Annotated in this window: 20 protein-coding genes, 1 pseudogene and 1 riboswitch; of the genes and pseudogenes, 12 read left to right on the plus strand and 9 right to left on the minus strand. The window is 32.2% G+C overall.

Features of this window, described 5'->3' with window-relative positions; all coding sequences use genetic code 11:
- Positions 1-126: 126 nt before the first annotated feature.
- The gene (locus COC46_RS00165; RefSeq protein WP_098807763.1) at positions 127-693 is read left to right on the plus strand and encodes a GNAT family N-acetyltransferase; all 567 of its coding nucleotides are present in this window, start codon (positions 127-129) and stop codon (positions 691-693) included.
- Positions 694-968: 275 nt separating this feature from the next.
- On the plus strand, positions 969-1,544 hold the full coding sequence (locus tag COC46_RS00170) for a GNAT family N-acetyltransferase (protein ID WP_098807764.1): 576 nt from the start codon (positions 969-971) through the stop codon (positions 1,542-1,544).
- Between the two features lie 49 nt (positions 1,545-1,593).
- Here COC46_RS00170 and COC46_RS00175 read toward each other — a convergent pair whose 3' ends face one another.
- Positions 1,594-1,785 carry a hypothetical protein gene (locus tag COC46_RS00175; RefSeq protein ID WP_098807765.1) on the minus strand — a complete coding sequence of 64 codons (192 nt, stop codon included), beginning with the start codon at positions 1,783-1,785 and terminating at the stop codon, positions 1,594-1,596.
- Positions 1,786-1,884: 99 nt separating this feature from the next.
- Positions 1,885-2,019, minus strand: coding sequence for a hypothetical protein (locus tag COC46_RS22480; protein WP_255294764.1), 135 nt, complete (start codon positions 2,017-2,019; stop codon positions 1,885-1,887).
- A gap of 103 nt (positions 2,020-2,122) precedes the next feature.
- Here COC46_RS22480 and COC46_RS00180 point away from each other — a divergent pair, with 103 nt between their 5' ends.
- Positions 2,123-2,266: an imidazoleglycerol-phosphate dehydratase gene (locus tag COC46_RS00180; protein WP_098807766.1), complete on the plus strand. Its 144-nt coding sequence runs from the start codon at positions 2,123-2,125 to the stop codon at positions 2,264-2,266.
- Between the two features lie 49 nt (positions 2,267-2,315).
- Here COC46_RS00180 and COC46_RS00185 read toward each other — a convergent pair whose 3' ends face one another.
- Positions 2,316-2,783 (minus strand): hypothetical protein, encoded by a 468-nt coding sequence (locus tag COC46_RS00185; protein WP_098807767.1) that lies wholly within the window; start codon positions 2,781-2,783, stop codon positions 2,316-2,318.
- 205 nt (positions 2,784-2,988) lie between these two features.
- Between COC46_RS00185 and COC46_RS00190 the strand changes: the two genes are divergently transcribed.
- Positions 2,989-5,721, plus strand: a complete 2,733-nt coding sequence (locus COC46_RS00190) for a dynamin family protein (protein WP_098807768.1) — start codon at positions 2,989-2,991, stop codon at positions 5,719-5,721.
- A gap of 467 nt (positions 5,722-6,188) precedes the next feature.
- Here COC46_RS00190 and COC46_RS00195 read toward each other — a convergent pair whose 3' ends face one another.
- From COC46_RS00195 to COC46_RS00205, 3 genes are all read right to left on the minus strand, one after another.
- Entirely contained in the window at positions 6,189-6,443 is a 255-nt protein-coding gene (locus COC46_RS00195; RefSeq protein ID WP_098807769.1) for a hypothetical protein, read from the minus strand.
- Positions 6,444-6,903: 460 nt separating this feature from the next.
- Positions 6,904-7,293, minus strand: a complete 390-nt coding sequence (locus tag COC46_RS00200; RefSeq protein WP_369700001.1) for an SRPBCC family protein — start codon at positions 7,291-7,293, stop codon at positions 6,904-6,906.
- 46 nt (positions 7,294-7,339) lie between these two features.
- The gene (locus COC46_RS00205; RefSeq protein ID WP_098807771.1) at positions 7,340-8,356 is read right to left on the minus strand and encodes an aldo/keto reductase; all 1,017 of its coding nucleotides are present in this window, start codon (positions 8,354-8,356) and stop codon (positions 7,340-7,342) included.
- A gap of 484 nt (positions 8,357-8,840) precedes the next feature.
- On the opposite strand from COC46_RS00205, the gene COC46_RS00210 reads away from it, so the two are divergent.
- The 5 genes from COC46_RS00210 to abc-f all read left to right on the plus strand — a co-directional run bounded on the left by COC46_RS00210 (position 8,841) and on the right by abc-f (position 16,590).
- Positions 8,841-10,286, plus strand: a complete 1,446-nt coding sequence (locus COC46_RS00210; RefSeq protein WP_098807772.1) for a DEAD/DEAH box helicase — start codon at positions 8,841-8,843, stop codon at positions 10,284-10,286.
- A gap of 248 nt (positions 10,287-10,534) precedes the next feature.
- Positions 10,535-11,029: a GNAT family N-acetyltransferase gene (locus COC46_RS00215; RefSeq protein ID WP_098807773.1), complete on the plus strand. Its 495-nt coding sequence runs from the start codon at positions 10,535-10,537 to the stop codon at positions 11,027-11,029.
- 165 nt (positions 11,030-11,194) lie between these two features.
- Positions 11,195-11,397, plus strand: a riboswitch (cobalamin riboswitch).
- Between the two features lie 149 nt (positions 11,398-11,546).
- Positions 11,547-13,832: a 5-methyltetrahydropteroyltriglutamate--homocysteine S-methyltransferase gene (gene metE, locus COC46_RS00220; RefSeq protein ID WP_098807774.1), complete on the plus strand. Its 2,286-nt coding sequence runs from the start codon at positions 11,547-11,549 to the stop codon at positions 13,830-13,832.
- A gap of 16 nt (positions 13,833-13,848) precedes the next feature.
- Positions 13,849-14,343 (plus strand): acyl-CoA thioesterase, encoded by a 495-nt coding sequence (locus COC46_RS00225; RefSeq protein ID WP_098807775.1) that lies wholly within the window; start codon positions 13,849-13,851, stop codon positions 14,341-14,343.
- 411 nt (positions 14,344-14,754) lie between these two features.
- Positions 14,755-16,590: a ribosomal protection-like ABC-F family protein gene (gene abc-f / locus COC46_RS00230; protein ID WP_098807776.1), complete on the plus strand. Its 1,836-nt coding sequence runs from the start codon at positions 14,755-14,757 to the stop codon at positions 16,588-16,590.
- A gap of 76 nt (positions 16,591-16,666) precedes the next feature.
- On the opposite strand, the gene COC46_RS00235 is transcribed toward abc-f, so the two are convergent.
- Entirely contained in the window at positions 16,667-17,485 is an 819-nt protein-coding gene (locus COC46_RS00235; RefSeq protein WP_098807777.1) for a YitT family protein, read from the minus strand.
- 163 nt (positions 17,486-17,648) lie between these two features.
- Here COC46_RS00235 and exaC point away from each other — a divergent pair, with 163 nt between their 5' ends.
- Entirely contained in the window at positions 17,649-19,166 is a 1,518-nt protein-coding gene (gene exaC, locus COC46_RS00240; RefSeq protein ID WP_098807778.1) for an acetaldehyde dehydrogenase ExaC, read from the plus strand.
- Between the two features lie 135 nt (positions 19,167-19,301).
- Positions 19,302-19,574 (plus strand): hypothetical protein, encoded by a 273-nt coding sequence (locus tag COC46_RS00245; RefSeq protein ID WP_098807779.1) that lies wholly within the window; start codon positions 19,302-19,304, stop codon positions 19,572-19,574.
- A gap of 213 nt (positions 19,575-19,787) precedes the next feature.
- On the opposite strand, the pseudogene COC46_RS00250 reads toward COC46_RS00245, so the two are convergent.
- Positions 19,788-20,163 (minus strand): annotated as a pseudogene (locus tag COC46_RS00250) (FAS1-like dehydratase domain-containing protein).
- An 88-nt stretch (positions 20,164-20,251) separates the two neighbouring features.
- Positions 20,252-20,578: a YnfA family protein gene (locus COC46_RS00255; RefSeq protein ID WP_098807780.1), complete on the minus strand. Its 327-nt coding sequence runs from the start codon at positions 20,576-20,578 to the stop codon at positions 20,252-20,254.
- Between the two features lie 187 nt (positions 20,579-20,765).
- Here COC46_RS00255 and COC46_RS00260 point away from each other — a divergent pair, with 187 nt between their 5' ends.
- A complete protein-coding gene (locus tag COC46_RS00260) occupies positions 20,766-22,169 on the plus strand; it encodes a PQQ-dependent sugar dehydrogenase (RefSeq protein ID WP_098807781.1) in 1,404 nt (467 codons plus the stop codon).
- Positions 22,170-22,585: the final 416 nt, after the last annotated feature.

The following is a 22,585-nucleotide window of genomic DNA, read 5'->3' on the forward strand; positions in this document are numbered from 1 at the left end:
TGAGGCTGTCTTTTTATTATCGAGAAAACTATCTTACGTCTTTTCATCATTAAGCATTTGAAATTAATAGTGAGTGAGAAGCACATATATTTATTATTTTCTTTCAATATAAAGGGGGAGTAAGTTATGTTTAGTTATGAAATTGAAAAAAACTTACATTTAAAGATTCTAACTTTACAAGATGCAGAAGAGTTATATGAATTAACAATCAATTCAATGGAGCATTTAAAAGAATGGTTACCATTAATTGCATACAATCAAAAACTTGAAGATACAGAGAAGTTTATAAAATCAACAATGAATCAATTTGCTGAAAATAATGGGTTTCAAGCTGGAATTTGGTCAAATTCTAAACTTGTTGGGGTTATTGGTTTTCATAGTATTAATTGGATAAACAAATCAACTAGTATTGGCTACTGGTTAGGAAAAGGATTTGAAGGGTCTGGCATAATGACAAAAGCATGTCATGCATTTGTTCATCATGCATTAACAGATTTAAAGTTAAATCGAGTAGAAATTCGTGCAGCCGTAGAAAATACTAAAAGCCGTGCTATACCTGAGAGGTTGGGTTTTATCAAAGAAGGTTGTATAAGGAAAGCTGAATGGATATATGATCATTATGTAGATCATTATGTTTATGGGATGTTAGCAGAAGATTGGGCTATAAAAAATAAACCAATCTTAAAGTGCTAGACCTAAAATAGATGAAGGGTAAGTAGTTAATTATTTTAAGTTAGCGTTCAACTAAAGTTAGATTTTGCAAAATTGTTTTAAATTTTAACAGGTGTAAATAATTTGAAAATGGAAAATAACTTATTAACTAAAAATGATACAGCCATGGTGAACATCTTAAAACTTTTCTTGCATGAAAAAAACAATAACTTCAAATACTTCCAAGGAAGGAAGAATTTGAAAATTGTCTAAAAGGGCATTACATTAAAACAGCATGTAAGAAAAGGAGAATTTCAATGCATTGGTATGAAAAGCTGAATCAGTATTTTCCAGTTGAAGAAATGAAATCTAAGGAGCATATGGAAACTTTATTGAAAGAGCGGTCTGAAATTTATCATAAAGATGAAGGGCCACATCATGTTTTAATGTATGCAGAACTGGATGATTTCGTTTTTATTGATTACTTATTTGTTTCAAAAGATGCTCGAGGACAAGGTCTTGGTTATAAACTACTGGAAAAGCTAAAAAAGAAAGGGAAACCGATTATTTTAGAAGTGGAACCAGTTAATTATGATGATACAGATACTGAAAAAAGGCTTCGATTTTATAAAAGAGAAGGTTTTGAGCATGCGAAGTCGATTGGATATAATAGACGCTCACTTGCAACTCAAGAAGTAAACCCGATGGAGATTTTGTATTGGTCCCCTAGTAATGAAAGTGAAGAAATGATTTATAAAGCCATGAAGAAAACATATAATATGATTCATACATACAGGGACAAACATTTTTATGGTGAATCTTATCAGCCAGTTGAGGAAGTCTTAACTTTTGGAGAAAATAATAGCAATCAAAATCTTTTGGAAGACATTTAACTATTCAAAATAAAAAACGACTGAATTTCAGTCGTTTTTTGTTCGAAAATTAAACACCCATACGTTTGCGTTGGTTGTTTGGCTTTTTTGAAATTTGATTCTTTTTCGTCATATCTTTTACAGCGTTTAATCCATTATTTTGGTTTGTATTTTGCTGTTTTTTACTTGCTAATTTTTGTTTCATTAATTCTTGAAGACTTACTTTTTTTGGTTCATTTTTAATATCATTATTTTCGCTCATAAATTTTAGTTTTCCTCCAATTTCATCTTACTTTTATAATGACTTGTTGAAGGAAAATATGCAAGTCCATTTAAAAGAAATAAAAGATATAAAAAATGATTAACTTTCTTTTTCTGTATTTTTCTTATGAAACTCTTCCATTTTTTTGCTTTTTGAATAAGCAGATTCCTCTGAGTGCCCAAATTGATCGACAGAACTTTTCTGTGGACCTTTATTTGTATGTCCTTTTGCCATGAATAACCCCTCCTTTTTAATTATTATGTGCTAAAATTCCTTGAATAATCTCTTATTTAAAATGGGAATCTATTCATGATAAAAGGAATTAGGAGGAAGCATAATGACAAGCAAAAACGGTAGCAAAGGTAGTAAAAATCAAAACGCACCAGAACTTCATGGACAAGAACCTATTAGTGGAGATAACACTAGAGGTAACGTTTATCGTTCAAAAAAAGGTAGTAAATCAAAAACGGAATTACATTAATCAAAAAAAGAGCTTGGAATTTCCAAGCTCTTAATCTTATCCTGCAATTTTAGTCTTGAACATGAAATCCTTCTTCATCTAAATATTCACAAGCTTCACCGTAACTATTGAATGTACCATCGAGGTTTTCTCCTGCGTAAACATTCCACATATCCATTTCTGAAACTAGTTTAAGGATTTGACCATTAGCATTAACCCAAATTTCTTCTACTTCTTCTTCATCTTCTTCAAAAATTGGCTCGACAGATAGACTATCAATTGACTTTGTTAGGATTGTGCGAAGTTCATCTTCTGAAAAGTCTCTTATATTTACCATTCCTTTGTCGTTTGTTTTATACCCTTTGATTCCTTCAGCATATACAAAGCCATTTCCATTAGGATGTAAATGGTAGACAACATTCTTTTTTTCCTTTAAACTTTCCTCATATTGGAAATTTGTACGACCAAGTGAGACGGATTTCTTGGTTAATTCTGGAAAAGATTCGATAATCGCAAGTTTTTCTTCGTAAGTAAGCATATAGCCTCCAAATAAATATTATTTTTCCTATCTTTTGTATGGAACGTAACAAATATAACAAAATTCTTATGAAAATGACATCTAATTGTCATAATTTCAGTTACTCTAATTTGGTAGAATAATAATGCTGCATAAATTAACACATTCCTTTTTGGCATATTTTTAGACTTAAATTTGTTTTTTATTATACATAGTAGGTGATAACATGACAGTGAAACAACAATTTATTAAAAAAGAATTTTATAAATCGTATTTAAATGAAAATGAAAATAATAACCATCCAATCGCAGTTTTAGCTGACTTATCAAAAGACCATGAAGATATGGATCTTTCATCGATTCGATTTGCACAAGGTGAAGTTTATTTTGAAAATAAAGATTTTGAATCTGCAGTTTTCAAATGGGAAAAGGTTGGGAATCAGTTAAGTGATTGGGCAAAGAAAAATATTGCGGATTCTTATTATGAGATTGGTGCATATGAAACAGCAGAGAAGCTTTATAAAGAAGTTAAAACAGATAGTAGAACGCTAACGTCTGAGATTTACTTAAAATTATTCTCTCTTTATATCGATGTTTCAAAATACGAAGAAGCAGATCGTATTATTAAAGAAGCAGTAAAATATAACCCAGATTACCCTAATGTAACAAAAATCGCACGTAATTTTTATGAAAAGAATCATGATTGGATTAGTGCTGTAGCATTGGCTTCAGATGAGTCAATTCGTACAGAAGACTTAAAATGGTTTATCGTATTAAAAGAGTACATTATAAATGGTGTAACAAGAGAAATGGCACCAAGTTATTTTGTGCAACCGTTACTATCAGTGGCTAGAGTAAACCTTGAGCACTTTGAATTAATGGTAGAAGCACTTTGGAACAGTTACCGTGAGCAATCAGTTTATGTAAATTGGCTACAAACCTTCAATGATATGTTATTCCAAATCAATGTTGAGACTGGTGTTAAGTGGAATCGTTTGCCATCAATTTATTCAATGACTTATGAAGAATTAGTTGAAGGTGAATATTTTGTAGCTCAACTTGAAGAAATGATGCCAAGCTTCTTAACTAATTGGCTCCGAATTACTGATATAAAAGGAGCGGTTTTAGCAACGACAGCAACTCTAGCATGGGACCGTTTATTCCCAGGTCGTATTGATTATCAAATTGTTACTGATGCAGAAATGGCATTCGATCGATTAATGAAAACGCATGATTGCATTGATATCGGTAAAGAATTATTTGAAAACATCCTACAATGGTCTTCGTTAAATGAGATAGAAGTTGGAGATCGATTTGAATGGTGGACAAACAAATTAACTCAATTTGAAAATACAACAATGTTAGTTGCAGGTACATCTGGTAACGGTAAATCTTCATTCGTTAACTCTCTTTTAGGTGAGAAAGTGATGGGTTCATCTACGACAATGCCTGTATTATTTGAACAAAATAATGACTCAAATATTATCGTATTTTCAAAAGAAGGAAATACTCAGCTTGCTGAATTTGCGGATTTTTATGATTTAACAACAGTTGAAAATAATCTGTTAAAAGGTGATGAATTAGTATACTATCAATTACCAAATTCATTTCTACAAAAACATCGCCTTTCAATCATTGACACACCAGGGATTGATGGGAATCCAATTAATACAAAGGCATTATTGCAATCTGTAAAACTAGCAGATCGACTTGTTTATGTATTAAATGCTACTGCTCCATATACAGAAAACGAGCGCTCATTATTAGTTAAAATTCAAAAGGAATTACCGACTCTTCCAATTCACTTTATTTTAAATAAAATGGATTCTATTTATAGCAAAGAAGAAATTGATCGAGTTCGTGGTGAAATCCAAGCGAAAATTCGCTTAGACTTCCCTAATGCGTATGTCTTACCTTATTCTTCTATTTATAGTAATCAAGATCAGTTTAAAGAGTTAGAAGTGTTTATTGAAAATAACGTACTTTCAACGCAAGCAAATTCTAAACAAACGGAGAAATTATTATTAGCAATTCGCAAATTAATAAATTTCCTATTAGAAAAACGAGTTGAGAGAGAAGATGAGCTGCGTTCTAATGTTGAATGGAATGAAGTTCTTGATGACAAATTAAATGGACTATTACACTCTTTAAAAGATAAAGAGATGGAACATTTAAATACAATTAAAAGCACGTATCGTGAATTAAAAGACGAATTAAAATATGATTTGAAACTTAGTATTCCAGGTTTATTGAAGGAATGTAAAGAATTAATAAAAGAAGATAGTGATTTCGGGACTATTCTTGAAACGCTAAATGAGGAAATGAATCTTCGAATTGGTGAATATGTAAGAGAGAATACTTTACCAAAACTTAATGCAGCTCTTCAAAATTGGATTAAAGAATCAGGTGCTTCACTAGAAGGTACACAGAGGTACTTAGCTGAAATGAGTGATTCATTAAATGAGTATATTGGAAATGAATATTTAAATCTTGAGTGTGACTTTAAAGTATTAGATGACTGGCGCCGTGATGCTGATCGAATGACTAGTATGACACAGTTAGATGACATGAATATTTTATTAAATTCATCCCCATCTCAATTTATTTTAAAGAGCTCAGGAATCTTATTAGGCCTATTACCGCAAAATAAATCTAAGCTTGTTGCTCAATATCAAAAATATGTTGATAATGTAAATTATGATGATGTTACATCAGAATTATCAACGAAGTTTTTCCTACAATTTGAAATGTTTGAAAAAACTTTACCAAGAGATTTATCGATGTTCTTACATGCTCCATTTGAGCAAATCCATGAATTTGTTGATGAAACAAGATTAGCAATTTCAAACTATAATCAAACTTTAGAAGATATGAAATTAAATCCAAGTACTTACTTTGATCCGATTACATTCTTCACCGTACGATTAAGACAATTAGAGTTTTTAACATTACGTAAATAAATTAAAGAGTGTGCCAAATTGTAACGGGTTCTCTTTTCGGAGGGAAAGTAAGTTTTAATTGCTGAATATCTTTAGCATTACAATTAACACAGTAAATAACAGGAAAAAAGCATTGAGATGTCTCAATGCTTTTTTATTTTAGGTCAAAATGGGCTCCTTTTGGATACAAAGCGATATATTCTTCGTCTTCAGGGTTTAAATAAGCTATTTTTACTCCTTCAAGTAGGTTGCTAATCAACCCAAACACCACCCATTATTTATCTAAGATAGATTATATCATTTATTTAAAAAGCCTAGTCTACAATCAATGTCTATTACTCTTTTAAATAAAATCGCTATTTTTTACAATAAAAAATACAGACCAATAAGTTGCTAATTGGTCTGTCATTTAACGATTTTATTACTAGTTTTCTCTCCCAAAGGAGAACCCGTTATCCAAGTTGCACACTCTTTTTAATTATATTTTTCTATTCCTCTGCAACTTCTTCATACGGAATATGTACAACAATTGTTTGGTAACCCTCTTTAATTTTTACGTAGCCACCCCAAGGGATTTGGAGTATTAAAAAGGCACCCTTTGTATCAATTGAAAAATGAGCAATTTTTTCATGTTCTTCATCAAGTAAAAGTACTTCTCTCTCATTCCCTACGGTTCTAATACCAGCATAGCAATGAATTTGTATTTTCCAATTACCTAGTCTACTTAATAAGAAATGACTCATCTAATAGATCTCCTTCTATAAGTGGTTTTTTAAAGCTAAAAGATAAAACTCATTGGAATTTTAGATATTATAGAGGTGTTTAATTAGGATAAGTAAATCTTAAATTCATTCTATTCTTTAGAAAGTTAACTTAAAACTATTTAGGTATTTTCATTTCGAACTATTTTTTTCCTCATTTTTTTTAATCTCTAATTGTTAGAACTGGAATTATGTCCATTACACAAGGTTTTCTATTTATCCCAGTTGTCATCATCTAACATCATTTTAATGAGAAGTTGTATACCACATAGAAAGAAACATCAATTGGACAAAAATGTCAGGAACTATATCACTACGACTTCAGTGGCGTATTATAAATTGCTATTAATTTTCAATAAACAAAGATAACAAATTTAAGACAAAAAAAATCAAAGGGAACGGAATTCCCTTTGACATTTTTAAATATTAAACTGTTAAAAGCTTAAAATGCATCTCTTAATGCTTCCAATCCATCTTGATAGATCCCATGGAATAGATTGATTACTTCTTGATCAGTTACATCAACAGGAGTAAAACTTCCAGTCCACACAACTATTGATTTATTACTGTCAGAATGTTCTTGAACGCGTATAGTTGATTGATAGTTTGTTACTGGGAATGGTGCTTGCATAATTGAGTACGTATAAAAACGATCATTAGGATTGAATGCTTCAAGGCGTTCAATAATTACATCTCCATCCGGATTTGCCAAACTACGAACACGTCCACCTTCACTTAATTCACTATTTGGGATATATGGTAACCAATCTGGTAGCGAATTGAATCCGCCAATTAATTGCCATACATTTTCAGGACTTGCAGGAATTTCCATTGTAACTATTGTGCTTACCAATTTATTTCGCTCCTTTTTAAAATGATTATTTAATGTCAATTGGTAGTGGTGCATTTTCTGCTACTAGTTTTTGTTCTCTCATTTCATGCCAAAATGCGGCTGGAATTACTTCATTTAATGCGGCTTGGTCTTCAGCAATTCGCTCCGGTTTACTTGCACCCGGAATTACTGATGCAACTGATGGATTTGCTAGTGAAAATTGTAGAGCTGCTGCTTTCACACTAATACCATGTCGACTTGCAATTCCTTTGATTTTCTCTACTTTCGCGATAATATCAGGTGATGCTTTTTGATATTCGAAGTGAGTTCCACCAGCTAGAATACCTGAGCTATATGGACCACCAACAATAATATCAACATTTTGTTTAGCAGCCTCAGGCATTAATCGTTGAAGTGCACGATCATGATCAAGTAGTGTATAACGACCAGCTAATAAACTAACATCAGGTTTGTATTCACCTAATTCTAATGCGATTTCGATCGGTTCTACTTTATTTACACCAAGGCCCCAAGATTTAATAACACCTTCGTCTCGTAATTGTGAAAGTACACGGAAAGCACCAGTGCGAGCAATTTCAAACTGCGCAATCCAATCGTCACCATAAAAATCTTGTGCAATATCATGAACATAAACAATGTCTAAGCGATCAGTTTTTAAACGATTTAAACTTTGTTCGATTGAACGTAAAGTAGCGTCAGCACTATAATCGTTCACTAGCTTATTCTTACGTCCAAATTCGAATACTCCACCTTTTTCACCTAAGTCACGTTCAGTTACGTCTTCTAGTTCATCAAGAATTAAACGACCAACCTTTGTACTTAAAACATAGTCATCACGATTGTATCTTGATAATACTTCTCCAAGGCGCATTTCAGCCAATCCTGCACCGTATAAAGGCGCTGTATCAAAGTAACGAATGCCATTATCCCAAGCTGCTACAACAGTTGCGATAGCTTCTTCATCTGGTATGTTACGGAACATATTTCCTAATGGAGCTGTTCCAAAACCTAGTTTTCCTGGAAATAAGTTATTCTCTTTCATGTAAATCCTCCTATATATAAACTTCATGTAAAACATGAGGTTAATTTAAATAATGTTTGTAGTAATTTATGTCCCATAAGGAATCTATTGGCTACATTTGCTATTATGGAATAAATTTATAAAGAAAAGAAGAACGTACTTTTAAGTGCGATAGTAACTTGTATGTTCTATAGGCACCTTTTAGTTACATAAGAACAAATTTGTAAGTACTTTATTTAAAAAATAATTGTTAGGGATTAGGCAAAATAGAGCAGATTAATATTACGTATAACTTTTTGTAAGAAAGATTTAAATCACATTAACAAATTTGAATCCTGGATTTTTGTAAGGCTAAAGCAGTCCAATTCTATCAGTTACTTTTAAAAAATTTAAAAAGAGCGGATTTTTCTTGTGCTTTCAAGTAAAATGAATCATATTCAAATAATGCATATGTTTTTTCATGGAGAGAAATCTATACATAAATAGAAAAAAACGAGGTTAAGAAATGAATAAAAAAAATTTTGCGGACTATCAAGTAAGTGAGGAAATAAAAAGAGCACTAGCTGTATTAAAATATGAAACGCCAACTGAGGTTCAGAGTAAAGTCATTCCATTAGCAATGGAAAATCAAGATCTGATTGTAAAATCTCAAACTGGAAGCGGGAAGACTGCCTCATTTAGTATTCCAGTTTGCGAAATGATAGAGTGGGAGGAAAAAAGACCACAAGCCTTAATTCTTACTCCAACTAGGGAGCTCGCTGCACAAATACGTGAAGATATTACGAATATTGGGAGATTTAAACGTATTAAAGCGGTTGCCGTTTATGGAAAAGAACCTTTCACTAAACAAAAGCTAGAATTGGAACAAAAAACTCATGTAGTCGTTGGTACACCTGGACGGGTCATGGACCATCTTGAACGAGAAACACTAGTTAAAGATCAAATAAAGTATCTTATCATAGATGAAGCTGATGAGATGCTTAATAGAGGTTTTATCGATGATGTAGAATCAATTATTAACCAGCTACCTTTAAATCGAGTAACGATGGTTTTTTCTGCTACTTTACCGAAAGATGTTGAAAATCTTTGCCATGAATATATGAAAAATCCTATTCATATTGAGATTGAATCAACCGGAGTAACGGCCGAAAGCATTGAACATTTTTTAATTGAAGTTATTGAAGAAGAAAAGATTTCACTCCTTAAAGACGTCACGGTTGTAGAAAATCCAGACAGCTGCCTAATTTTCTGCCGAACGAAGGAACATGTTGATGCTGTGTATAATGAACTGGAAAAGGCTAATTATTCTTGTGAGAGACTCCATGGGGGACTGGAGCAAGAGGACCGATTTGCTGTAATGGAAGGTTTTAAAATGGGGAACTTCCGTTATCTGGTTGCAACCGATGTAGCTGCCAGAGGTATTGATATTGATAATGTGACGCTAGTTATCAACTATGACGTCCCTGTGGAAAAAGAGAGCTATGTCCATAGAACAGGGAGAACGGGCCGTGCTGGAAATAAAGGAAAAGCAATTACGTTTTCGACTAGTTTTGAAGGAAAGTATATTAAAGCAATTGAAAAATACATTGGTTTTGAACTATCTACTATAGAAGCTCCTAAACATCAGGACGTGGTTAATGGTAGAGCTACTTTTGAAGAAAAACTAAATAGCAGGCGAATTGTAAGAAATAATAAAACTGCCCGAATCAATCAAGATATTATGAAGCTTCATTTTAGCGGCGGAAAAAAGAAGAAAATTCGTGCTGTTGATTTTGTTGGAACAATCGCAAAAATCCCTGGAGTCACAGTAGAAGATATCGGTATTATAACTATCAAGGATCAGATGTCTTATGTTGATATTCTAAATGGAAAAGGATCACTAGTTTTACAAGCGATGGAGAATGCGACTATTAAAGGGAAAAAGCTAAAAGTAAGTAAAGCGATTAAATAAAGAATTTTTTAGAAAGCCGTATATTTAGACCAATTTTAAAGTCGATGCCCAAAACGGATATCGACTTTTTTTCTTCAAATAGAGGAATTTATTACATTCATATTCAATAAGTTCTTATAGGGGAGGCGCAAGGTGTAAAATTATTAACCACTTAATTATTTTCCTTATATAATTAAAGCTTGGGTTCGTTTTATTAGAAAAAGTTTAGTTCAATAAAGTGAAGCTATTTATTAAGGCGGTGTAAACCTATGAACAATAGTCCTTTTGTAAAAGAATACTCGAATAATTACCAATCACAAGTTGTCCAATTAATTCTTGGAATTCAGCAACAAGAATATAATATTCAGATAACGAAAGATGACCAACCCGATTTGTTTAAAATAGAGGAATTTTATCAGAGTGGTAAAGGAAACTTTTGGGTGGCTCTTTATGGGGATAAAGTAGTTGGTACAATTAGTTTTTTAGACATTGGGAATAAAGAACTTGCATTAAGAAAGATGTTTGTAGATAAAGAATTCCGTGGTGCAAAATATAATACGGCAAGTCTTTTATTAAAAAATGCGCTTAAATGGGCAAAAGAAAAGTCAATAAAAACAGTTTATCTCGGAACAACACCGCAATTTTTAGCTGCCCATAGATTTTATGAAAAAAATGGATTTAAAAGTGTAGCAATTACAGATTTGCCTGAAAGTTTTCCAGTGTTACAGGTCGATAAAAAATTCTACAAGTATTCGGTGGATTAACCTCAAATCGATCGTTAAATCTTTAGCTTAGAGTGATGAAACAACGTTAAAATGAAGAAAAATTTGTATGATATTTTCAACTCAAAATTACTAATTAAATTTACATACCAAAATAAATAAAAAAATATTTTGACTATTTTCGCATTTTGTGACAAAATGATGAAAACTAAATAGTAGGGAATAGGTGTAAATGAGATTTCATAATTTGAATTCATTTACTTAAAAGGGAAGTTTGGTGTAATATTCCAACACGGTCCCGCCACTGTAATAGAGGAGTAAATAAATAGATGCCACTTATTAAATATAGGGAAGGCGTTTATTTACATAGATTCTTAAGTCAGGAGACCTGCCTATTCTAACGACGCTGTTTGACCTACGAGAGATAGGGAGGTGCCTTATGGAAAGAAAGCTTAAGTTAAAGTATTCTAATTATTTATGTTTTCCAACTTAAAGGCATTTTTGTCTCTTATGAGATGAAAATGCTTTTTTATTTTACTAAAAAAAGGAGAGGGATAAATTGGTACACATAAGTAATTTGGGATATCCGAGAATTGGTGAAAATCGAGAATGGAAAAAAACTTTAGAGAGCTTTTGGCAAAAGAAAATTAATCAAGAAGAATTTGAAAAAGAAATGAAATCACTGAGATTACGATCAATTCAAAAGCAGCATGATTTAGGAGTAGAGTTAATACCTGTAAATGATTTTACGTATTATGATCATGTATTAGATTTTGCTACGATGTTTGGTTGGATTCCTAGTAGATTTGGAGATAGTAACGAAAGACCAAGTTTAGAAACATATTTTGCACTTGCTAGAGGTAGTAAGAACGTAGTAGCTTGTGAAATGACAAAATGGTTTAATACAAACTATCACTATATCGTTCCTGAATATAATAAGGACAAGCCATCAAGATTATTATTCAACAAACCATTAGAAGCATATAAAGAGGCGTTCACTGAACTAGGTATAAAAACTAAACCTGTCATTCTAGGAATCTATACATTTGTACAGTTAGCAAAAGGTTATCAAAAAGAAGAAAAACGAAACATTATTAGTAAGCTTTTACCTGTTTATATTCAATTGCTAAAACAACTTGAGAATGAAGGTGTTGAGTGGGTACAAATAGATGAGCCTTGTTTCGTACTTGAAGAAACAAGTGAAGAGATTAGTTTTATAAAAGAGGTTTATGAAGAAATTACGAAAGCTGTGCCTTCTTTATCAATTATGCTTCAAACTTACTTTGAGTCAGTTGAACAATATAAAGAACTAATAACTTTCCCAGTGGAAGGAATTGGTCTTGATTTTGTACACGGTAAAGTTGGAAATTTACAGTCAATTAATAAGTATGGATTTCCAAATGAAAAAGTATTAGGTGTAGGTATTATTAATGGACGTAATATTTGGAGAAATGATTTAACTGAATCAATTAATTTATTAAATTCACTTAAAGCATTAATTAAACCAAAAGATTGGTGGATTCAACCGTCAAGTAGTTTACTTCATGTACCGGTTACAAAAATTGAAGAAGATTCATTAAATGAAACATTATTCGAGGCTTTATCGTTTGCAGATGAGAAATTAGAAGAGTTAGTGTTACTAAAAAATTTATTAATAAATAAAGAGAACTTATTTGAAAATGAAGTTGAATATGTAAATAATTGTTTAGTAAATTTAAAACAGCTTAGCGAAAAAAATCATTCAATTAGTGAGCTAGAATCCGTAAATGAAGACGATTTTAGTAGACAAGTACCGTTTCAATTACGATATCCATTGCAAAATAAAGTGCTGAACTTACCAATTTTACCTACTACGACGATAGGAAGCTTTCCTCAAACGAAGGAAATTAAACAAATAAGACAGCAATGGAGAAAAGGAAATATAGACGATTCAGAATATATGGATCAGATTAAATTAAAAATTAAGCAATGGATTGAGATCCAAGAAAACATTGATATGGATGTACTAGTTCACGGTGAATATGAACGAACTGATATGGTTGAATATTTTGGTGAGAAATTAGAGGGATTTGCTTTTACGAAAAAAGCCTGGGTTCAATCTTATGGCTCTCGATGTGTTAAACCGCCAATTATTTATCGTAGGGTTGAATTTACAAAGCCAATTACTGTGAACGAAACTGAGTATGCCCAAAGCTTAACATCTAAACCTGTTAAAGGTATGTTAACAGGCCCGGTTACGATATTAAATTGGTCATTTGTTCGAGAGGATCTTACAAAAGAAGAAGTTGCGAATGAAATAGCATTAGCTTTACGTAAAGAAGTAAAAGCACTTGAATCGGCTGGAATATCAATCATTCAAGTTGATGAGCCTGCAATAAGAGAAGGGTTACCTCTGAAAAGAAGAGATTGGGATCAATATTTAAATTGGGTTACAAGAGCATTTCGTTTAACTACTTCTAGTGTTCGAAATGAAACGCAAATTCATACACATATGTGTTATAGCAATTTTAGCGATATTATGGAAGCAATTATTGAGTTAGATGCTGATGTTATTTCAATTGAACATGCGAGAAGCCATCAAGGATTTTCTACATTTTTATCTGAGAGTCCTTATCCTTTTGGAATCGGATTAGGTGTGTATGATATTCACAGTCCGAGGGTGCCTTCAATTGAGGAAATGGAAGAAAATATTTTAAGCTCTTTAAAAGTATGTGATACAAATAGATTTTGGGTTAATCCAGACTGTGGTTTAAAGACACGAAATGAAACTGAGGTAATAGATGCCTTATCAAATATGGTAAAATCTGCGAAAAAAGTTAGAGAAAAATTTTATTCAATTATTTAATGACAGGGTGAAATCGATGAATGGTAGATATGTAAAAGAATCCAGAGTATTTGATAGTAGTAGAATATTTCCAACTGATTTAAATAACCATGGTACATTATTCGGTGGAAAGATGCTTGCTGCGATGGACTTAATTGCCTCTATTTCAGCAACAAAGCATTCGAGAATGGAATGTGTAACCGCATCGATGGATTCAGTCGAGTTTCTTTGTCCAGTTCGTGAAAGTGACTGCATATATTATGAATCGTTCGTAATCTTAACAGGTTCAAGCTCAATGGAAGTATTTGTTCGAGCAACAGCAGAAGATTTGCTTTCAGGTGAAAAAAGGGTAGCAGCAACATGTTTTGTAACTTTTGTTGCACTAAAAGATGGAAAGCCTCATAAAGTAGTAGAGGCAATACCAGAAACTGAAGAAGAAATTAAATTGCAGCAATTAGCATTTAAGCGTTTAGAAAGTCGCCAATTAAGAAAAAAATTAAGTAAAGAATTGGCATTAATTTGGAAAGAATAAAAGTAATGATTGAAATCATACTAAAAGTAAGCTAAGATTAAATTAATATTTTTAAGGAGGCATCAAATTTAGACACTATGTACAATATCCGATAACTTTTTAAGCTAAAGAATTTTATAGCAAAAAAGTACTCTGCCTGAAATCAGAGAATTTGGATAAGTATGTCTATTTTTTGAGCCCATGAAGAATATTAAGTAAATCCATTCAATTTAAAAAAATGGATTATTTAATCGTAACTTCGTAACATGAAACTTTTGTATATAATTTTTAGTATATACAAGGCTTATTAAATTACATCCAATTTACACACAGGCAGATACTGCTTGTGTGTTTTTATTTGCTCTGTTATTAGATTCGATTGATTTTTGAATTTAAACAGGGAATATTTTAAAATCGGATGGAGTGAAGTATATGTTTATTATAAAAGCATCGAACATTGAAATAGAATTAAACGGAATGACAATTTTTAAAAATGGAAATCTTGAACTAAAAGAAGGCGAACGAGTTGCTTTAATTGGTGAAAATGGAGTTGGGAAATCAACATTCATTAATGCAATTTTAGGAAATATTCCGTTGAATAAAGGCTTATTGCAAATTCAATATTCAAAAGATGATATTGGTTGGCTTCTAACTGATGAAGAAGACCAAGAATTATTTTCAACAAGGGAAGTAATCGAATCATTTGATCAAGAACGTTATTTTTTAAAGAAGAATTTAGAAAAGCTTTCAATTGATTTATCTAGGGAAGAAAATCTGGCTAAATATAATGAGTATTTAAGTAAGTATTTAGAATTAGATGGGTATGATTGGGAAAATAAAATAGATCAAGTGTTAAAGAAATTTCAATTACCGCAAGAGTTATGGAATATCTCGTTCAGTCATTTAAGTGGTGGACAAAAAACAAAAGTCAAATTAGCAAAAGTGATGATGAAACAGCCAAAGCTATTAATTTTGGATGAACCAACAAATCATTTAGATACAGAGTCGATCCAATGGCTAACTGATTGGTTAAAAAACTTTAAAGGTAGTGTGCTTTTTATATCACATGAACGACAATTCATTGATGATGTTGCGACTGTTACTGTTGAATTAACGGAAGTTGGCACATTTAAGTATAATGGTGGTTATTCAGAGTACAAATTACAAAAAGAACATGAACGAAAAACCCAGCAAGCTCAATATGAGAAACAAGAAGCGGAAAAGAAAAAGTTAATCGAAACGATCAATCAATATAAACAATGGTTTACAAGCTCGCATAATGCAGCCAGTGAACGTGATCCATTCGCAAAGAAGAAAGCTGCAAAAAATGCATTAAGATTTAAATCAAAGGAAAAGGATTTAGAACGATTAGAGAAAAGAAAAGTAGAAAAACCTAAGGAAGCTAAGTTAATTTCGGCAAGCTTTGAAAATGAATCGTTTTCAGCTAAACAAATGATTTCTTTTGATAAAGTTGATTTCTCATATGATGAAAACTCAGTATTTAACCAACTTGATTTTATTTTAAACCGAGAAGATCGATTAGCTGTGATCGGTAAAAATGGTTCTGGAAAATCTACATTTCTAAATTTATTAACGGGATTATTGATTCCGAATAATGGATCCGTACGACATAACCCACAATTAAAAATAGGTTATTTTATGCAAGAGCTTGAAGCCTTAAATGAGGATTCTACCATTTTAAATGAAATTTTATCTCTTCCAAATATGACTGAGACAGAAGCAAGGACAATATTAGCATGTTTCCTTTTTAGAAGAGAGGATGTATACAAAAATATTGCTCAGCTAAGTATGGGTGAAAAATGTAGAGTTGCTTTTGTAAAGTTATATTTTTCCGACTCAAATCTTCTTGTTCTTGACGAGCCGACAAACTATTTAGACATTCACACGAGAGAACGAATTGAGGAAGCATTAGCCGCTTATCCTGGAGCTGTTGTTGTCGTTTCGCATGATCCATATTTACTAAAAAAAGTTTCAAATCGAGTAATTCATATTGAGCATGGAAACCTTTATGAATTCAAAGGTTCTTTTGCGGAGTGGAATGGTAGACAAAACATTACAAACGATCAACAATCCTTATTAAATGAACGAATTAAATTACAACTAGAAATTGCTTCATTGAGTGCGGAAGAAATCGAAATCGATGAAGAAAAGAAAGCTCAAATAACAAAGATTGTCATGTTACAAAAAGAGCTGGATCATATAAATGAAATTTTAAAATCAGAAAAAAACGGAAAACAAAAGGTGTAAATTAAGTAAAGTAAAAAACAAATCACTTTAGTTAAATGACTAAATGTGATTTGTTTTTTTACTTTACATGCTTTTATTATCCTGCTTTTAGTACATCATTTACATCATGAATAACGACAAAAGCTTTTGGGTCGATTGTGTGAATTATTTTTTTCAGTTCAAACAATTCTTTATTGCTAACAATAATGTATAATGACTCTTTTCTTAAGCCAGAGAAATGACCTTTTGCTGGGTAGATTGTTACTCCTCGATTCATTTCATTTGATACAATTTGTGCAATTTCATTTGCTTGGTCAGAAATAATCGTAATTGCTTTTTTCGGATTTAATCCTTCCATTATATAATCCAACACTTTAATGCCAATATAAATGGAAATAATAGTATACAAGGTTTTCTCAAACCCGATTACAAAATAGCCACCTAAAACGACAATCAAATCAAAGGCTAGTAATGATTTACTAATACTCCAGCCAAAGGATTGATGGACCATTTGAGCAAGAACAGTTGAGCCGCCTGTTGTACCACCCGCTCGAAAGACTATTCCTAATCCTAATCCAATTAAAACACCAGCAAAAATAGTACCTAATAATGTCTCACTTGTAGGTACTCCATAACCGTCCGTAATGCGTAAGAAAAATGAAATAGCTACGATTGAAATAACTGTATACAAAATTAGTTGCTTCTTTAAATATTTATAGCCAACTATTAACAATGAAGCATTTAAAACAAAATATACGACATCAGGTGACCAGTTAAAAAGATAATAAGTAATCATTGTAATACCGGTAAAGCCACCTTCAGCTAACTTATTCGGTATCGCAAAGAAGTTAACACCGACTGCAAATATTGCAGATCCAACAAGGAGATATAAAATATCTACGAAGTTTTTACGCACAGTTACCCCTCATTTTCTAACAGATTTTTAACACTTCTCTCATTCTACCTAAATATTAGTTTTGAATCAAAATATTTCTATTAAATAAAAGATGTATTAATAGTCATAGTTATCGTTACCAATTCATAAGTTTAGATAGACAAGCTATTAAGGGGGAATCATTATGGTATTTGCAACACCTGGAAAATCTGGTTCATTAATTACGTTTAAAAATCGCTATGACAATTTTATTGGTGGGGAATGGGTAAGACCGGTAAGGGAACAGTACTTTGGAAATGTTTCGCCAGTAACTGGACAAGTCTTTTGCGAGGTAGCAAGATCGACTTCTGAAGATATCGATTTAGCTCTTGACGCGGCACATCGTGCAAAAGATAAATGGGGAAGAATGTCAGTAACCGAGAGATCAAATTTATTACATAAGATTGCAGATCGTATGGAAGCGAATAAAGAATATCTTGCTGTTTGTGAAACTTGGGAAAATGGAAAACCTGTTCGCGAAACGTTAGCCGCTGATATTCCATTAGCAATCGACCATTTCCGTTATTTTGCAGGCTGTATCAGGTCACAAGAAGGATCACTCGGAGAACTTGATGGTGATACAGTTGCTTATCATTATAAGGAGCCATTAGGTGTTGTTGGTCAAATTATCCCTTGGAACTTCCCAATTTTAATGGCTGTATGGAAGCTTGCACCTGCCTTGGCTGCGGGAAATTGTGTAGTTTTAAAACCGGCTGAACAAACGCCAACTTCAGTGTTAGTGTTAATGGAATTAATTCAAGATTTATTGCCAGCTGGAGTTGTTAACGTTGTAAATGGATTTGGACTAGAAGCAGGTAAGCCATTAGCTTCAAGTAATCGTATTGCAAAAATTGCCTTTACTGGTGAAACTTCAACTGGCCGCCTAATTATGGAATATGCTTCAAAAAATTTAATCCCTGTTACATTAGAGTTAGGTGGTAAATCGCCAAATATATTCTTTGAAGATGTAGTTGAGAATGAAGAATTTTTTGATAAAGCACTTGAAGGCTTTACAATGTTTGCCTTAAATCAAGGAGAAGTATGTACTTGTCCATCTAGAGCGTTAATACATGAATCAATTTATGAGGAATTTATGGACAGAGCCGTTAATCGTGTTAAAGCGATTAAACAAGGAAATCCATTAGATCCTCAAACAATGATCGGCTCTCAGGCTTCACATGAGCAATTAAATAAGATTTTATCTTATTTTGAAATTGGAAAGAATGAAGGTGCAGAAGTTTTAGTAGGTGGTAGTCGTAATGTTCTTGATGGAGAATTAAAAGATGGATTTTATGTAAACCCTACAATTTTTAAAGGGAACAATAAAATGCGAGTATTCCAAGAAGAAATTTTTGGTCCTGTTGTTTCTGTTACAACTTTTAAAACAAAAGAAGAAGCATTGGAAATTGCGAATGATACATTATATGGATTAGGAGCGGGTGTTTGGACTCGTGATATGGATACTGCTTATCGATTTGGGCGAAACATCGAAGCAGGGCGAGTTTGGGTAAACTGCTATCATGCATATCCTGCACATGCTGCTTTTGGTGGTTATAAAAATTCAGGCGTTGGCCGTGAAACGCATAAAATGATGTTGGATCACTATCAAAATACGAAGAATATGCTAGTTAGTTATTCTCCAAGTAAACTAGGTTTCTTTTAAAAACTAAAACACTCCAGTATTAAAATTTACTGGAGTGTTTTAGTTTTCAATAAAATTAATAAATTCCTAAAATCTATACATAAAAACTAGTAGCAATTAAATATGTTAATAAAAAGTTAAATTGGAGGGACTAATATGTTATATGTAGCAATCTATGTAATTACCATTATAGTACTTTATAGTTTCATTCAATTATATTTAAATCGAAAATGGAAGTTAATTTATACTGCGTTTGGTTATCAAAACTATTTTATCATTATTGGTAAATTAAAGAAGAATGGAATTGAGTATAAAACTAAACTACCAATCAATCTTAGAAGTAGGCAGTTTGATGAGAATACTCAATATGATATTTATGTAAAAAATGATTCAGAACATCTAGCATTACAGTCTTTATATCAAAATTAATAGTTTTTTTTCTTAAAATGAAGAATGTTGATTTCTACTATAGGATGCTCACTATCTATGGAGCTAAGCTGATATTCGCTTTTCTCATGGGAGTCGAGAATCCTTTCATTTTTTTTACTCTATTATAATTGTAAAATATAAATTCTTTTCGATCTTTTTCACATTCAAACTTATATTTGTCAAAAGGTTCTTAGTTCATAAGAATAACAAAACTTATAATATTACCCCTGCAAAACTACCTCTTAATACTCGTTTCTCATTCTGATTCGTACATAAGAATGAGGCTAAAATTGATGTTCTATTCTCTTGCTTTTCGAATTTTTCAATCGTTACTTTACAAATTATCGTGTCCCCCGTATAAACAGGCCTTAGGAATTCGAAATTCATCGTACGTGCAAGTACATTGTAATCCCCACCAATTTTGGTAGGTAAAGTCGCAGTCAGCAACCCCTGAATGACGAGCCTTCCTTGTTCATCAGGGTTGATATGGTGAGCACCTGCATCAAAAGAAACCTTCATAAACAATTCAACATCTTCTACTGTAAAGGTTCGCTAAAAATGTAATAATATCGCCTGCTTTTAATGACAAAATGAACCACTCCCTAAACTATTATCAATAATGGCTGTATTTTCTTAAATAAGTATTTCAATTTCAAATTTTACTTTCCTGCCTCAATTTAATTCCGAGGTGCCCATAATATGACTGACACGCCGACTAAACAAATTGCTGCACCAATCCAATCGTATAAATCAGGTGATTTTTTATCAATTCCCCAGCCCCATAAAATTGAAAGAACGATAAATACGCCACCATATGCAGCATAACCCCTACCAAATGTAGGGAAAATTTGAAATGTTGCAATGACGCCATAAAGTGCTAAAATAATGCCCCCTATTAATCCCAAATAAGCTGATTGACCTTCTCTTAGCCATAACCAAATAAGGTATCCACCACCTATTTCTGCCAAACCGGCTAATACGAAAATAAGGATTGCAGCTATCAAAATGACTCATTCCTTTCTAATTCACAATGAACATGACCATATTTTAACAATAATGGCACAAAGAAACTATATACCTAGTAGATTCGTTAATAGTGTGGCGTACTCTTAAAGTTGAATTTTGGTACTAGTAAAACTGTTCTAATCATATTTTTAAACAAGATATCAGTTAAAAGAAGGTGGAAATTAGATGATTGAAGTTAAGGTTGGTTTACGACCTATTGTTAGTAAGATTAATTTGCCAACTGTAATGAAAACAACAATTCTTCCAGGTGATTCAATTGAGAGATTATTTATTGCAACCCAGTTGGGGGAAATCTTTTACGTAGGGAATGGAGAAATCAGAACCTTTTTAGATATTCGCCATTTAGTATTAAAACTAGGTGGTCAAGGTGGTTATGATGAGCGTGGTTTGCTTGGGCTTGCGTTCCATCCTAATTTTTATCATAATGGGTTATTTTATCTCCATTATTCAATAGCTGGATCACAAGGACCAGGTGCACTGTCAGATTCTTTTAAACCTAATCCATGTGATCCAAAAACGTTAAATTTAAAATGGCTAAATAGGGAAGGGAAATTTGATCATATTGATACGGCTGAAGAATGGAGTTTACAATCTAACGGTCAGCCACAAAAACGACGCACATTACTTAACTTAAGGAGACCTTTTTCGAATCATAATGGATTGAATACATTAAACTTTTCTCCTGAAACAGGTAATCTAGTCTTAACAACTGGGGATGGTGGATCGGGTTATGATCCGTTTGACTTAAGTCAGGATAATCTAGAAATCGCAGGTAAAATAATTGAAATTGATGTAGGAAAAAATACAAACATTAGTAATCCCCCTGTGGTTTCGCGTTTTAATGAGCTTCCAACAACTATTCAAGATACACTCATGGTAATGGCTAAAGGGGTTCGGAATATAACAGGCATTTCATATCAAAGATTTACTAATCAAACAATAAAATATGTTGGAAATGTCGGTCAAGACTTGGTCGAGTCGGTTTTTTCATTTGATCAATATAATCTAGTACCAGTTACTCAGCTAGTTCAAGGTACGATTAATTCTGATGAAATAGATGGATTTATTAACTTTGGCTGGAGAGGCTGGGAAGGGGATTTTCCTACTTCAACTATAAAACGTTGCTCCGAAAATACAAATATGGATGAGAAAGCAATTGCTTTTTATAATGAATCAGTAACACTTTCAGCTACTCGTCTTCAACCATTAACTAGTTACTTTCATAAAGATTCAAGACCAAATAAATTTGAAGGAACTGCACTTACTGGGGTCCAACCTTATATGGGAAATGAAATACCTGGTCTAACTGGTAGTGTTGTTTTTACCGATTTGGTACAAAAAGGATCACATGAACAGATTAAAGGTGTTTTAGCTTATACGAAAGTAAAAGCGGATGGAATACAAAGTGATTTCAGTGTCATTCAAACCAATTATGACTTTGGGTCACAACCGGCCTATTATGTAGGTTTAGGTACGAATGTAAATCAATCAAAAATATATTTAGGAGTTTATGGTTCAATGAAAGTAACTGATTTAAATCAAGGTACTATTTTCGAAATAGTTCCATGAACCTTATAAATTTTGATTGATTTTGACGAACATTTTATTTACTATACTAACAACCACAGATGTCCTGTGGTTGTTTATTTTTTAAGTGGAGTGAATAAAGTACAATTGACTTTTTTTTTTATTCGAAAAGGTATTACGATTAGATAAAAAACCTAAATATAATTTATTTAACTATTTGATTTTATTTTTCTTATGATCATATCTCATTTTTAAAGTATATAGAATTATGGCAATCGCTAAAGTTACTATAGATGTAATTGTTTCTATTTTTTTATTGTCTAAAGTTAGGTAAATTAAATTTACAAATATTATCAGGAAAAAGAAAATAGTTCTATACTTTCGAACTACAACTCCCATGAAAATCGCTCCTTTTATTTCTTTATTTAACTTCTATTCATAATGTTACTGTTCAAGAT

This window comes from Bacillus sp. AFS041924, assembly GCF_002577195.1.
Lineage (GTDB): Bacteria > Bacillota > Bacilli > Bacillales > Bacillaceae_G > Gottfriedia.